This window comes from Facklamia sp. P12945, from assembly GCF_050409485.1.
Lineage (GTDB): Bacteria > Bacillota > Bacilli > Lactobacillales > Aerococcaceae > Facklamia.
Genome location: NZ_JBNUPJ010000002.1, coordinates 117,689 through 131,190, shown reverse-complemented (window position 1 = coordinate 131,190; position 13,502 = coordinate 117,689). Strand labels below are relative to the sequence as shown.

Below are 13,502 nucleotides of genomic sequence, written 5' to 3'. Positions count from 1 at the left end.
CATAAGCATGCCCATTTAGAAGCACCTTGTGTAACATATGTTTGACAACTCTAGAATTGACAAAAAATTAGTTATAATAGTAAATTGAAAAAGAGGAGGTAGACTATTAAAATAGTGGTTTATTGTGGTGCTTCCTAATGGAACAGGGATATCGGATGAAGTAGTGGAAGCCGTCTCTTGGAGTCGGGAGGGTAAATTACAAATTCATTTTTATTCATAAGGATTAAAGGTATTTATAATGGTCTACAAAAAGTTTACTAACAAATTATTGAAAAAAGACTTCTTTTAACTAAAGATAATAAGACTAAAGATTATAAGCGAATTGAATTTCTAATCAGTACAGAGCAAATTGAAGGATTCATTAAAGAATGAATACCGATTGTAAATAAGTAAAATCAGTCTCTAGTACAAGTCTTTGACTAAGTAATAATGTTAGAATGACTTTACTACTTAAATTAAGGAGATTCATAATATGAAAAACAAACATTCTTTAAAAATGGCCTTACTATTAGCGCTAGTCATCGCTTTAGCCGGCTGTCAAACCATCGGTGAATTTGTATCCGGTTTCAAGCAAGACTTTATCGGTTTAACTATGACCGTTCAAACTTATGATGAGCAAGCCCAGATCATTGATTCTATGACGGGAAAATCAGTTTCAATTGAACGAGATGAAGAGTTCGATTCACAAACAGCTGAAGGCTCAACTAAAGCGGACTCGCAAGTTTTAGATATTCAGATTGGTGGTCATACCTTATCTCATGTTGGTTCTTCTCTAATTGCAGCTGAAAAAGGTCTCAATGACCTAACGATGGATGTAGATAATCGATTAGACTTATACGATACTAAATCCAACTTACCCTTTATTTCCCGTTTACAAGATAATATCGGTCAAACCTTCTTTGGTAAAAAGAAAACCATTATGGTCCGTAGTCAAAATGGCACACCTTTAGCGGTTTATTCGGGCAACAAAGTTTCCTATTTTAAAACAGATGTGCCAAAGTCGACAGGTCTTCTAATCGATGGTAAATATCTCTTTATCTATCGTTGTGATTACACTATTTATGACAATGAATTGTTAGAAAAAAGCTAAACAGAATGAGTACTTTGTGTGTAAAAGAGCCATCTCCCTAAGTAAGGAGATGGCTCTTTTTTATGCATGCCAACCACGCGCATGTTTCATTTCTTGCCCTTGATCATCGTATTTCTTTCTTTTGCTCGAAAGGTGCTCTATTTCGATAGCATAGACTTGAACATAATCGAAAGCTGTGTCAATGGCTTTATCAACTAGTGAATAATGTTTAGGGACATATTTTTTGGCGATCAGACGTAAGGCCTTGAGCAATTCTTTTTCGTTAGTAACTTTGCGAATTTTACCATAGATAATGGCCGACTCAAATTCAGTAGTAAAAACAGTACGGGCTAAAGTGCCCCAAGCAGTGGGATCAGCAGCAATCGTTTCGACTTCGCTTTCGCTATATAGATTTGGAACCTGAACCTGTCCAACAAAAGTGACACAGACAGCCATACCGTCTTCAAGTAAATCAACCTTTTTACCGGCTCTTGCACTATGAAAATAGAGGGTTTGATTGTGACGTATCATTGACAAAGGAATTGCATAAGGATAGGGTTGATCGGGCATACTTAGTACACCGTATTGAGCTTGATCGATAACTTTTTCAGCAAAATCATTGGGCATGGCACGGTCTTGACGGCGCATGGCTTGATGGATATCAGACATTTGAGACCTTCTTTCTATGGAGGTAGAGGATAAAAGCGACTTCTAAAAGAAAACATCAGGGGGTTTAGACCTGATGTTTTCTATTGATAGCTTATAAGTCTTTGAATAGAGTGTCAATAATTTGTTGATTACTGATGTTGTGAATTAAATCTTGCGGATAGTTATCATTAAAATGGTCTTGCATGGTTTTTTTATTAAAGCTAATCCCTTTTACAGAATGCTCAAAATCCCTTAAATCGTGCGTGCTAAAGAAGTCTCCTTCAAAAAGGAGTGATTGAATGACACCTTTTTCCACTTTGCAATGAAGTTTGAGGAGACCTCCGGGTAATACCGCTTCGTTAACTAAAGAAAACGCTGGATTACGGCCGAAGACCCACTCCCAGGACTCAAATTTTTCTTTTTTAAGTTTTTGGACGGCTTTTTCATCTTCTTCACTTAGGTGGAAGTAGCTTGGCTGCTCGCCTATAATTTCTTTGACTAAAGCGTTTTTAAAGGTCTTAGCATCCCAATCGTCTGGGCAGTAATTCTTAATATTAGTTGTCCGATCTTTAACAGACTTGATTCCTTTGGAGATAATCTTGTGTTTAGCGGGGTTTAAATAACAGGCCATAGCAGACAAGTCGCTATCAAATAACAAGGAACCATGATGCAGGGTGTAGTCTCCTTTAAAACATTGAGCATTGCCGGAAATTTTTTTACCGTGTATGGCTAAGTCATTGCGACTGTTCATTTCAGCTGGAATCTCTAAATTATTCAAGGAGTGAATGATGGACTGCATAAAGCGTTGAAAATCAATAGCTTCGTGTCGTTTATTTCCTTGAGGTCGAGGTGAAATAAAGCTATATTGCCAGCCACCTTGGTCGGTGAAGATAGTACCGCCCCCTGTATTACGTCGTGTAATAGTGACTTGATCTTTTTCTAGTTCTGGTAAGTTCAGTTCAACATATGCATTCTGGTAATTACCCAGCATGACTGTAAAATCGGTTTGCCAGATCATGAAAAGGTCTTCTTTTAAAGCTTTTTGGGTCATTAAGTATTCTTCTAAGGCAAAGTAATAGTTAGGATCAAGTGAATCAGTCGGTAAATATAACATGGGTCTTTATGCTTCTTCTTTGGCTAATTGAGCCACTAAGCTATTTTCAGCATCAAAGTTATGGTCAACACCGACGGCATCCAAGGATTCATGAGCCTTGTAGGAGCTTCTTACTTGAGGTCCAGAGGCTACGAACTTGAAGCCCTTTTTCATCCCCATTTTATTGTATCTACCAAATTGTTCAAGCGAAATATATTCTTCTAGTTTGTAATGCTTAGGGGAAGGCTGAAGGTATTGTCCAATTGTAAAGAAATCTACGCCTACCGCTAAACTATCATCCATAGCTTGAGCAACCTCTTCTTCAGTTTCACCTAAGCCTAGCATTATCCCTGTCTTTGTATAGATATGGGGTGCTTGTTTTTTAATATATTTTAAAACGTCAAGAGAACGTTCATAGGTAGCGCGGTGACGAATTCTTGGAGATAAACGCTCTACCGTTTCGATATTATGATTAATAATTTCAGGATTTGCTTCAATAACAAGGTCAATACTTTCTTTGTTACCTAGGAAATCTGGTATAAGCACCTCGATCGTTGTGTCTGGGCATTTTTCTTTAACAGCACGAATTGTGCGAGCAAATTGTTCAGCTCCACCATCTTCTAAATCATCACGTGCCACACTGGTCACTACCACATGGCGAAGCCCCAGTGTTTTACAAGCATCGGCTAAATTTTCAGGCTCCTTGTCATTCACTTCTTCCATATTGCCTGTCAGAATATCACAAAAACGACAAGCTCTTGAGCAATGGCTACCAAGGATCATGAAGGTGGCTGTACCATTTTTGTAGCACTCACCTAGGTTAGGACAGGTAGCTTCGGCACAAACGGTATTAAGTTGTAGGCTAGAAAGTAAGTTATTAACTTGATCGACGGATTCATTGTCAAAACGGATACGTGGTTTTACTTGGGTTGATGAAGAGGCAGTGATTTTCATTTAAGCTTCCTCACTTTCTTCAATGGTCGCAATTAAATCACCAGCAGTCACTTTGTCACCTAGCTCTTGATGGATAGCTATTAGCTTTCCAGAAAAAGGCGACTCAATCTCATGAACAGCTTTATCGGTTTCGACTGAATATAATACTTCACCTTTTTGAATGCTTTGGCCAACCTCTGTGGTCCATTCAATAATGACCCCTGACAATACTTTTGAACTTAATTTTGGAAATACAATTTCTTTTTTCAAAATGACTCCTCCAATCAATTAATTTAAAGTTATTTCCTAGGAAATCTCTACGCTCCATTGTAGACATTCCGCTATAAATGTTCAATACTTTTCACAAAAATTTAATCCAGTTCTTGCCTTCCCACCCAAGTTCATAAAACCTAGCGTACAGGCATTTTTATATCAAATACACTTAAGTTCGTGAAAAAAATAATAAGAAAAGTCCGAAAGATTGTGATAAAAATTCAAGAACTAGGTCTTGATTAATCATCATAAAGAGAGGTAAGAATTTATTTTGTGAATGTCTACTTGTGGAATGGGTAAGAATGTTCTATTCTTAATGGAAGATAGAGTGAAATGAGGAAAGGTGCATATGATAGAAAGCTTAAAACTATATTTTGAAGATCAAAAATCTTGGTGGGTATTTGTTTATAATGTTATACTTGCTTTCTTTTTAGCGGTACTTGTCATGTTAATGGATGTGCGCTATTGGGGAGACCTAGATGCGCTACCGAGTGTGTTACTAACCAGTCAAAACTTTGCGCAAATGATATTAAGTTCTTTAGCAGGCTCCCTTTTTGCTGTGGCAACTTTTACTTTTGCTACCATGCTGAGTGTGATGTCCTATTATGCTTCTAGTTTTGGGCCGCGAACAATTGAAAATTTTCTTTTTCGTAAATCGTCTACTCAAACTTTGGGTATTTATTTAGGTGGTTTTGTTTATTGCCTGGTTTCCTTATTTTTCATGCGCGAATCTCAAGGCGAATATTTAGTGATGTCGGGGACAGTGGCTTTAATGTATGGGATTACAAGTGTTTTATACTTTATTCGTTTTGTTTTTGATATCTCACAATCTGTTCAACACAATCAGGTCATTAAAGGACTATTTGAAAGAGCTTCAAAAATTATCTCGGAAAATAAAGCCTTTTTTGAAGCAGCAACATTTGTGGACCAATTGCCTTCTATTAAAGGGGCAGCCAGTCAAAGTGTGCAGTCTTTGAAACAAGGTTATCTAGATTTTGTCGATATTGATCGTTTATTTGATTTAGCAAAAGAATGTAAATGTGTGATTGTTTTGAAGGTTAGAAATGGTGATTTTGTAGGTAAAGGAGCTGTTTTAGCTGAGGCTTATTCTTTGAAGAAACAAAAAGATTGGGAAAAGTTTGAAGAGAAATTGAATCGGTCTTTTATTTTTCAACACGAACCTTCTTCTATGTACAATCCTGATTTTGCTCTTTCGAAGTTAACAGATATCGCTTTGCGGAGTGCCTCACCTTCTATAAATGACCCCAACACCATTAGTCATGTTTTTCGTTACCAGTCCATTTTATTAGGTGAATTAGGGCAAGCTCCGGCCAGGTATGCAGTCTATTTAGAAGAAATAGAATTACCTTCGTCACAAACACTAGAAGTAGGCGTTTGTTATGACTACTGCCCTTTTCAGAAGATTCTATTCCAAAATTTTGGTCAATTGGTTCAGTATATTAATCAAGACGCCTATTTAATTCGTGATCTTTATGAAGCCTTATATTTCATTGGCCTTAATTCTTCTCATAAGCATCAAGAGGTTATTAAAGGGTTTATATCATACTTATCAAATAAAATAACCGACCATTTTGAGTCTGAATATGACCAAAGAATGTTTAACGAAGTGATGGAACCTATTGCTAGGTTAAGGCCTAAAGAAACTGAGAAATAAAGGTGTAAAAAATTGCTGTAATTTGTTAGACTATTGGTGTGAGCAAAGATTTTAGTTTTTTAATGAGGCCGATCACAACGAATCAGCTTTATCAGTTTTAATGTGCGATTAAAAGACACCGTTAGTAAATAATGGCACTGTTTATCAAAAAAAAGCATAAAGCCGTTGAAAACGCTTAAATAATCAGCTAATATAGATTCTATAAGAGTAATTATTTGTGATTTATTATATGGAGGGTGACTAATGAGTAAAAAAACAATTATGTTGGTGTGTGGTACTGGAATGTCTACAACCATGTTGGTTAATAAGATGAATAATATTGTAAAGACTGAAGAACTAGATTATGAGATTATTTCATCTTCGATCCATGAAATGGAAGATTATGTAAACAATGAAAATATCGATGTCTTATTATTAGGACCACAAGTTTCTTATTTATCAGAAGGTTTGTCTAAACGCTATGCTCCAAAGCAAATCATTGTTGAAAGTATTGATAAAAATGATTACGGCTTAGCAAACGGTAGAAAAGTCTTGTTGCAAGCCGAATCGCTTTTAGACTAAAATGAAAGTAGAAGAAGTACAAGAAATTGCCATGCTAATGATTGCCAATGGTGGCGATGCGCGCAGTCAATCAATGGAGGCTATCCGCTTTGCTAAAGAAGGCAATTTTGATTTGGCTCAGCAGAAGTTCGCATTAGCCCAGGAGTCAATCTTAACTGCTCATCAATTGCAGACAAAGTTATTGGTAGGCGAAGCTCAAGGGAATAGCTCGAAATTATCTTTATTAATGATTCATGCCCAAGACCACCTGATGAACGCAATGACTGTTAACGATATGGCAAAAGAAATCGTCGATTTATATCAATTAATCCTACCGAATCATAAAAAATTTAAATAAATAATTATTTAAACCTTCTTTTTCTTTAAGAAGGTTTTTCCTTTCCATGGGAGAAGTTCACCAGCCCTATGTTGAAGCTAGCAGCGATAATTGATAAAATAAAGAATATCAAAAATGATAGGAGTGGTTAGATGTTATCTGATTCGATTCAAAGATTAAAAAGACATTATGGTTATTTTATGGGGACTATTCTTATTGCAACTGTAGGATCCTCCGTAATCAATAGAATTCTCAATATGTTCTCTCCGGTTAATGATCAATTGAATACATTTATTACCAGTGTTAATGAAACGATGACACCCGATCAATTAGTTCAATTTAGTCAAGATTTTTTTAAAGCACAATATACAGGTGTAGGAGGCTTAATAGCCTTAATCACTATGATACTATCGGTATTCCTACGCATTATGCAAAGAAGATCCTATTTTCAAAAGCTAAATTTTCCTGAAATGCGAATAGCAGATTCAGCTTTCTTTCATACCTCTCCTGTAAAAATCATTACACTTCCGATCAAGTCTTTTTTTGCCAATGTCTTGGGTTGGATCGCCGGGTTCTTACTATTATTTGTTTCTGGCTTGATATTTTTTCAACTAAGCCAATATGGCAATACGGCTAGCTTAGTTTTTGTTTTGATATTTATGCTGTTGGCATTGGCCTTAAGCGTGTTTTTAGTACCTATTTCATATCTAATAGCATATGATGTGGAAGGCAAGTATAATTTCTGGGCAACCTTTACTAAAAGTTTAACGGTAGCTAAAAATAATTTTGGCCGAATCGCAAAAAGCCTAATAGTTATTCTTTTAATCTTTATTGTCTTTTTTATTTTGATAGGTCTTCTAGGCTTCGTTATGATGGATGGAGTTGGAGCGATTGTTACTGTAGGGTTGTTAGGGCTTCTAACAATAATTGGGTTAATTTTTTGGGTAGGTCCTTTAGTTGAAGTGTATATGGCTCAAACTCTAAATCATATTTTTAACAGAGAATATTAATTTCAATTGTTTTTTAAGGAGAAAAAAGATGAACATCGAAAAAATTATGGATATATTTCAAAATGATATGAAAGTCGCTGTGCTAGCAACGGTTGACAATGAAAATAAACCGCATGCTCGATATGTTCATGTTGGTCTAGCAAACGATAAAGGAATCTTTTTCATGACCAATCCTAAAACAAATCTTTATCAACAACTCCAAGACAATAAAGCTGTTGCAATGACAGCTATGAAAGAAGAAGATTATTTGATTCAGGTGATTCGGATTGAAGGGAAAGTACGAGAGTTAGGTAAAGAAAAATTAACAGAAATTTTAGGTAACAATCCTTATGTTGAAATAGTTTACCCTGATCAAGCAGATCAAGTGGGTGCCCAAGTGTTTCAAATATATGAAGGTAAAGGCTTCTACCACTCAATGACTCAAGGTCATAAGTATGAGTTTGAAATTGGTGGAAAATTATCTAAGATGTAATGATAAAGCCCTTTGAAAATGTAGAAGTTACATTTTCAAAGGGCTTCACTAATTGTTCAATTAGAAAGAATGCTGGAGGGATCTTGCTCTCAGTCAAAGATAGGTGGAGCTATACTTTATTAAAGCCAAAATCTCTCAAAGGTAAAGATTTTTTCATATAGCTATTTAGTAATCGAAGTGATTTTATTTAATCGGTTTTTAATCCTAACAAATGTTTTAAAAGGTCCTCTATCACGCTAGCAATTATAAAGGTCACCCAAGAAATTGCCCAAGCGCTACTGATAAACGACCAGAGAAAATAAATAACAGTGACCAATGGCCAGTATATATCATCAAATATTTTATCTGTTTTTTTAAGACGCTCTCGACTGTTGATTTCTTGAGGGCTAACCTGTGATGAAAGGCCAGATTCCAATAACTTTTTATAAGTTGATTGATTTCCTCCTAAATAGATGAAAAGGAAGACTGCGCTAGCAACACAGATCAAGAGTCCGGAAATAGTCAAATCTGCTAGACCAGTTGCTACATTTAGACTGTCAACTATAACGATAGGTATAATGGGTAGAAGAATTAAGGCGATACCAGCAATGAATCCATAAGAGCTAACTTTCTCTTGTTGTTTCAAGTCGTTTTTTAGTTGCCTTTCTAAGTTCTTAGATAAACGATATTCTCCCTTAGCTACTTTTTTTGGTTTGCCATTAAATTGGCTAGCTGTTACATAGAAACCAACAGCAATTACAATTGACACTATGATGATACTAATTCCGAAGCTATCGGCTAAGGTGCTGTTTTCACCTAAGACACTTTCTAAAGTCATGAAGACTGATGAAGAGGCAATCATTAAAAAGGTGCCGAGGGCTGTTAATAAATTTGACTTGGTGCTATTGGTAATAAAAGCATTGATTTCTTCTTCTGTGAGTAAGGGATAGTGTGGCAGTTTGTTTTTATCTTGTGTTTTGAATTGATAAGCATCAAACAGTTCCTCAATACTGCCAAATTCAGTAATCACTTTACCAACGGCTTCATGCTCACTCAGACCTGAATCAATTAAGTCTTGGTATTTGTCTTCCATATTTGCCAAGATTTCTGCCTTCAGTTGAAGCATTTCATCATTGACTTCAATCTTGGTAAACATAGAATCAAGATAGGTTTTTATTACGTCCATAATTAAGCTCCTTTAATAATATTTTCCACGATTGCTTTAACGATTGTCCATTCTTTGACTTTATCTTGTAAGACTTCTTTCCCTTTTTGCGTTAATCGATAGTAGGTTCTTGGACGACCATTTGTTTTCTGGCCGGGATAGTCTTCGATTAAACCATCTTTTTTTAAGCGGTTAAAAATGGAGTAAAGAGTTGTTTCTTTCATGATGTATTTTTCATTGGATAAATGAGAAATTGTTTTGCCAATTTCATAACCATAGGAATCACTCTTATCTAAAATAGCTAGGATGAAAAGGTCGTTATACCCTCTAAAAATATCACTATTTATCAATGAATCACCTCACTCTTTTTACTGTATCTGATGGAGTATTTAAATTATAAAACAATTACTACGGCAGATAAAGTAGTTTTTTAAAAAATCAGACCATAGTCCTAGGAAAATAGGAATAAAACAAGCGCCTCTCGATTATTTAATCGAGAGACGCTTTGATTTTATTATTTGGCTTAGATTTAAAATAGGAATTAAGCTTTAAATAGTAATTGGTGTAATTTCAATGGTTCAATATATTGGCCGTCTTTATAGACACGCATATTACCACCAGAGATTTCATCAATTAGGACAACTTCATCGTTGTTTTGTAAAGTACCAAATTCAAACTTAATATCATAAAGATCAAGACCATGAGCTTTTAATTCATCAGATACAATGGTTGTAATTTGACGAGTGAGCTCAACGGTGCGGTCTACTTGTTCAGCGGATAAAATATCAAGAACAACTAATCCGTCTTTAGTGATTGGTGGATCTTGACGATCATCATCTTTAATTGTGAACTCCACGTATTGAGGAAGATCACTGCCTTCTTCAATATAATCACCGTAGCGACGGAAGAAAGAACCCACTGCTTTTTGGCGGCAAATCACTTCTAAACCTTTACCAAACACTTTAGCAGGCTTAACCTCCATTGTTTGTTCATCCATGTTTGCATTAACAAAGTGTGTTGAGATTCCAGCTTGATGGATTTTATCAAAGAAAAATTGAGACATTTCTAAACCAGCACGACCAACGCCTTCGATAGATAGACCAACAGAGTTCGCCCCAGGGTCAAAGACACCGTTTTCTCCAGTGACATCGTCTTTAAATTTTAAGAGGTAGTTTCCATTTTCCAAGGAGTAGACGTCTTTTGTTTTGCCTTTATAAACTAATTGCAATTTCAACACCCTTTCTTATTAACATAAGTTAATTTTAGCACACCCCTATCTTAAGGAGTATAAAAAGTTAGATGAATAAACGAAATTCCAGTTAAACGTTCGGGAAAACATACGAACAAATTTTCTGGTTTAGAAAGTGACCTGTGTTATAATGAGGTGAAGAGTTTTTTTACGGACAGAGAAGAGAGGGATTATTTTGACTAAAGATAAAATTACCATCAAGGGTGCAAGAACCCACAATTTAAAAAATATAGACATAGAAATACCTCGTGATCAATTAGTTGTAGTGACTGGATTATCGGGGTCTGGCAAGTCATCACTTGCCTTTGATACCCTATATGCAGAAGGCCAAAGAAGGTATGTAGAAAGTTTGTCAGCCTATGCACGTCAATTTTTAGGGCAAATGGATAAACCGGAAGTCGATTCGATTGAGGGTCTGAGTCCCGCCATTTCAATTGATCAAAAGACAACCAGTAAGAACCCGCGCTCAACCGTAGGAACAGCTACTGAAATTAATGATTTTTTACGTTTGCTTTATGCCAGAGTAGGGACTCCCTACTGTCCTCGTCACAACTTACCCATTGTTAGACAATCTGTTGAACAGATGGTGGATCGCTTATTGGAATTACCAGATCGCAGTAAAATTCAAATTCTTTCACCACTTGTAAGGAATCAAAAAGGGCAGCATAAAAGAGTGTTGGAGCAAGTAGCTAAAGAAGGTTATGTTCGTGTAAGAGTAGATGGAGAAATATTTGATTTAACCGAAGTTCCCGAACTTTCAAAAAAAGTCAGTCATACTATTGAAATTGTGGTCGATCGAATTGTGATTAAAGAAGGGATTCGATCTCGACTTTATGACTCCGTTGAAACAGCAGTGAATGCTTCTAAAGGTTATTTAGTTGTAGATGTAATTGATGGAGAGGAACTTTATTTTAATGAGCATTATACTTGTCCATACTGTGATTTTTCTATTGAAGAGTTAGAACCAAGACTTTTTTCTTTTAATGCACCCTTCGGTTCTTGTCCGGCTTGTGATGGTTTGGGTGCTCGTTTAACTCCTGATGAAGATTTAATTATTCCTGATCCAACCTTAACTTTGCGTGAGGGAGCCTTTTTACCTTGGGGCAAAGAAGGTTCGGGCTACTATGCTTCTATGCTAGAACAATTTGCTAAAGCTTACGGTATCCCAATGGACCTTCCTTATGAAGAATTAACCAAGGACCAACAAGAAGCGCTCAAATATGGGCAACCTAACTTTCACTTTAAATTTACCTTTGAACCCATGCACGGTGGTAAGAAGCGAACGGTTGATCAGACATTTGAAGGGATCTTTAATAATGTTGAAAGACGCTATAATCAAACAAGTTCAGATTATATGCGAGATGTTTTGCGTAATTATATGCAAGAGTTAGAGTGTCCAACTTGTAGAGGTCAACGCTTGAACGAAAAAGCTTTAAGTGTAAGAGTGGCTGATAAAAATATTGCTCAAGTGACAGCATTGTCTATTGATATGGCAAAAATACATTTTGAAAATATACAATTTGATGAGCATGACTTGATGATTGCTCAACCGATTATGAAAGAAATCAATGATCGTTTGACTTTTCTAGATAATGTGGGATTGGAGTATTTGACACTCGATCGAATTGCAGGCTCGTTGTCAGGAGGAGAAGCTCAAAGGATTCGTTTAGCTACCCAAATTGGCTCGCGACTAAGCGGCGTGCTTTATATACTGGATGAACCTTCAATTGGCTTGCATCAACGAGACAATGATCGCTTAATTCATTCATTAATGGAGATGCGTGATTTAGGGAACACCCTAATTGTTGTTGAGCACGATGAAGAGACCATGTTAGCAGCTGACTACCTAATCGATATTGGGCCTGGTGCGGGCGATCAAGGAGGAAAAATTGTAGCTGCTGGAACCCCTCAAGAGGTAATGGGGAACCCTGACTCTCTTACTGGTAAATACCTAAGGGGCGAAAAAGGGATTGTTGTGCCTAAAAAACGTAGACAGGAAGACTTAGGTTGGATTGAGGTCAAGGGTGCTCGTGAAAACAATTTAAAAAATATCGATGTTTCTTTTCCAATTGGTCGCTTAACTTGTGTGACTGGCGTTTCCGGTTCTGGCAAATCGTCCTTAGTGAATCGCATCTTAAAAGTTGCCTTAGCTAAGCGGTTAACCTCTACTCAGGAAAGACCGGGTAAATTCAAAGATATCAGTGGATTTGAAGAGCTAGAAAAAGTGATTGAAATTGATCAAAGTCCAATTGGTCGAACTCCAAGGTCTAACCCGGCAACCTATACTTCTGTTTTTGATGACATTCGTGCATTATTTGCGAATACTAATGATGCTAAAATTCGCGGTTACAATAAAGGAAGATTTTCATTTAATGTCAAGGGAGGACGTTGTGAATCTTGTGGTGGAGCAGGTATTAAGAAAATTGAAATGCATTTTCTCCCAGATGTTTATGTTCCGTGCGATGTCTGTCATGGCGCCCGTTACAATTCAGAGACACTCGAAATTAAATTCAAAGGACAATCGATAAGTGATGTCTTAAATATGACAGTCGATGAAGCAGTGGAATTTTTTGATGCGCATCCAAAGATAGCGCGCAAAATGAAAACGCTGCAAGACGTAGGTTTAGGCTATATCCAGTTAGGACAATCGGCAACCACTTTATCGGGTGGCGAAGCACAGCGAATGAAATTAGCCGCTGAACTTCATCGTGTTTCCAATGGCAAAACGCTTTATATTTTGGATGAACCGACTACTGGATTACATGTTCATGATATTGTTAAATTAATGAATGTTATTAATCGATTAGTAGAGGCTGGCAACACGGTAGTTATTATTGAACACAATCTTGATGTAATTAAAACGGCAGACTATATTATTGATATGGGGCCCGAAGGTGGTAGTCACGGAGGTCAAGTAGTGGCTGTTGGTACTCCGGAAGAAATCGCTAGAAAACGAAAGAGTCATACTGGCAAATTTTTAAAAGATATTTTGAAGCGCGATAAAGATAAGGGTTTTCGATAATAGAGAGCATAGGCTGGGAAATTAAGACGTCCGGCCT

At 36.5% G+C, this 13,502-nt stretch carries 14 protein-coding genes; 7 read left to right on the top strand and 7 right to left on the bottom strand.

The window, feature by feature from the left end:
* Positions 1–472: 472 nt before the first annotated feature.
* Positions 473–1,090, top strand: coding sequence for a DUF5052 family protein (locus ACQV2X_RS01375; RefSeq protein WP_428873167.1), 618 nt, complete (start codon positions 473–475; stop codon positions 1,088–1,090).
* 60 nt (positions 1,091–1,150) lie between these two features.
* Here the strand turns inward: ACQV2X_RS01375 and ACQV2X_RS01370 are convergent, their stop codons facing one another.
* The 4 genes from ACQV2X_RS01370 to ACQV2X_RS01355 form a co-directional block, all read right to left on the bottom strand.
* The gene (locus ACQV2X_RS01370) at positions 1,151–1,738 is read right to left on the bottom strand and encodes a pyridoxamine 5'-phosphate oxidase family protein (RefSeq protein WP_428873168.1); all 588 of its coding nucleotides are present in this window, start codon (positions 1,736–1,738) and stop codon (positions 1,151–1,153) included.
* Between the two features lie 91 nt (positions 1,739–1,829).
* Entirely contained in the window at positions 1,830–2,831 is a 1,002-nt protein-coding gene (locus ACQV2X_RS01365) for a lipoate--protein ligase (RefSeq protein ID WP_428873169.1), read from the bottom strand.
* A 6-nt stretch (positions 2,832–2,837) separates the two neighbouring features.
* The gene (gene lipA, locus ACQV2X_RS01360; protein ID WP_428873170.1) at positions 2,838–3,764 is read right to left on the bottom strand and encodes a lipoyl synthase; all 927 of its coding nucleotides are present in this window, start codon (positions 3,762–3,764) and stop codon (positions 2,838–2,840) included.
* Positions 3,765–4,013: a biotin/lipoyl-containing protein gene (locus ACQV2X_RS01355; RefSeq protein WP_428873171.1), complete on the bottom strand. Its 249-nt coding sequence runs from the start codon at positions 4,011–4,013 to the stop codon at positions 3,765–3,767. It lies immediately after the preceding gene.
* A 352-nt stretch (positions 4,014–4,365) separates the two neighbouring features.
* Here ACQV2X_RS01355 and ACQV2X_RS01350 point away from each other — a divergent pair, with 352 nt between their 5' ends.
* The 5 genes from ACQV2X_RS01350 (at position 4,366) to ACQV2X_RS01330 (ending at position 8,050) form a co-directional block, all read left to right on the top strand.
* Positions 4,366–5,691 carry a DUF2254 domain-containing protein gene (locus ACQV2X_RS01350; protein ID WP_428873172.1) on the top strand — a complete coding sequence of 442 codons (1,326 nt, stop codon included), beginning with the start codon at positions 4,366–4,368 and terminating at the stop codon, positions 5,689–5,691.
* Between the two features lie 243 nt (positions 5,692–5,934).
* On the top strand, positions 5,935–6,252 hold the full coding sequence (locus ACQV2X_RS01345; protein WP_428873173.1) for a PTS sugar transporter subunit IIB: 318 nt from the start codon (positions 5,935–5,937) through the stop codon (positions 6,250–6,252).
* Position 6,253: 1 nt separating this feature from the next.
* A complete protein-coding gene (locus tag ACQV2X_RS01340; protein ID WP_428873174.1) occupies positions 6,254–6,589 on the top strand; it encodes a PTS lactose/cellobiose transporter subunit IIA in 336 nt (111 codons plus the stop codon).
* 131 nt (positions 6,590–6,720) lie between these two features.
* Positions 6,721–7,578, top strand: coding sequence for a hypothetical protein (locus ACQV2X_RS01335; RefSeq protein ID WP_428875171.1), 858 nt, complete (start codon positions 6,721–6,723; stop codon positions 7,576–7,578).
* 28 nt (positions 7,579–7,606) lie between these two features.
* Positions 7,607–8,050, top strand: coding sequence for a pyridoxamine 5'-phosphate oxidase family protein (locus ACQV2X_RS01330; protein ID WP_428873176.1), 444 nt, complete (start codon positions 7,607–7,609; stop codon positions 8,048–8,050).
* A gap of 187 nt (positions 8,051–8,237) precedes the next feature.
* On the opposite strand, the gene ACQV2X_RS01325 is transcribed toward ACQV2X_RS01330, so the two are convergent.
* The 3 genes from ACQV2X_RS01325 to ACQV2X_RS01315 form a co-directional block, all read right to left on the bottom strand.
* On the bottom strand, positions 8,238–9,215 hold the full coding sequence (locus ACQV2X_RS01325; RefSeq protein ID WP_428873177.1) for a permease prefix domain 1-containing protein: 978 nt from the start codon (positions 9,213–9,215) through the stop codon (positions 8,238–8,240).
* Positions 9,216–9,217: 2 nt separating this feature from the next.
* A complete protein-coding gene (locus ACQV2X_RS01320) occupies positions 9,218–9,544 on the bottom strand; it encodes a PadR family transcriptional regulator (protein ID WP_428873178.1) in 327 nt (108 codons plus the stop codon).
* Between the two features lie 191 nt (positions 9,545–9,735).
* The gene (locus tag ACQV2X_RS01315; RefSeq protein WP_428873179.1) at positions 9,736–10,422 is read right to left on the bottom strand and encodes a phosphoribosylaminoimidazolesuccinocarboxamide synthase; all 687 of its coding nucleotides are present in this window, start codon (positions 10,420–10,422) and stop codon (positions 9,736–9,738) included.
* Positions 10,423–10,618: 196 nt separating this feature from the next.
* Between ACQV2X_RS01315 and uvrA the strand changes: the two genes are divergently transcribed.
* Positions 10,619–13,465: an excinuclease ABC subunit UvrA gene (gene uvrA, locus ACQV2X_RS01310; RefSeq protein WP_428875175.1), complete on the top strand. Its 2,847-nt coding sequence runs from the start codon at positions 10,619–10,621 to the stop codon at positions 13,463–13,465.
* Positions 13,466–13,502 lie beyond the last annotated feature (37 nt).

What these genes read in the sequence shown, in the direction of transcription:
- ACQV2X_RS01375 (WP_428873167.1), top strand. Translation starts at nt 473, where the DNA reads ATGAAAAACAAACATTCTTTAAAAATGGCCTTACTATTAGCGCTAGTC.
- ACQV2X_RS01370 (WP_428873168.1), bottom strand. Translation starts at nt 1,738, where the DNA reads ATGTCTGATATCCATCAAGCCATGCGCCGTCAAGACCGTGCCATGCCC.
- ACQV2X_RS01365 (WP_428873169.1), bottom strand. Translation starts at nt 2,831, where the DNA reads ATGTTATATTTACCGACTGATTCACTTGATCCTAACTATTACTTTGCC.
- lipA (WP_428873170.1), bottom strand. Translation starts at nt 3,764, where the DNA reads ATGAAAATCACTGCCTCTTCATCAACCCAAGTAAAACCACGTATCCGT.
- ACQV2X_RS01350 (WP_428873172.1), top strand. Translation starts at nt 4,366, where the DNA reads ATGATAGAAAGCTTAAAACTATATTTTGAAGATCAAAAATCTTGGTGG.
- ACQV2X_RS01345 (WP_428873173.1), top strand. Translation starts at nt 5,935, where the DNA reads ATGAGTAAAAAAACAATTATGTTGGTGTGTGGTACTGGAATGTCTACA.
- ACQV2X_RS01340 (WP_428873174.1), top strand. Translation starts at nt 6,254, where the DNA reads ATGAAAGTAGAAGAAGTACAAGAAATTGCCATGCTAATGATTGCCAAT.
- ACQV2X_RS01335 (WP_428875171.1), top strand. Translation starts at nt 6,721, where the DNA reads ATGTTATCTGATTCGATTCAAAGATTAAAAAGACATTATGGTTATTTT.
- ACQV2X_RS01330 (WP_428873176.1), top strand. Translation starts at nt 7,607, where the DNA reads ATGAACATCGAAAAAATTATGGATATATTTCAAAATGATATGAAAGTC.
- ACQV2X_RS01325 (WP_428873177.1), bottom strand. Translation starts at nt 9,215, where the DNA reads ATGGACGTAATAAAAACCTATCTTGATTCTATGTTTACCAAGATTGAA.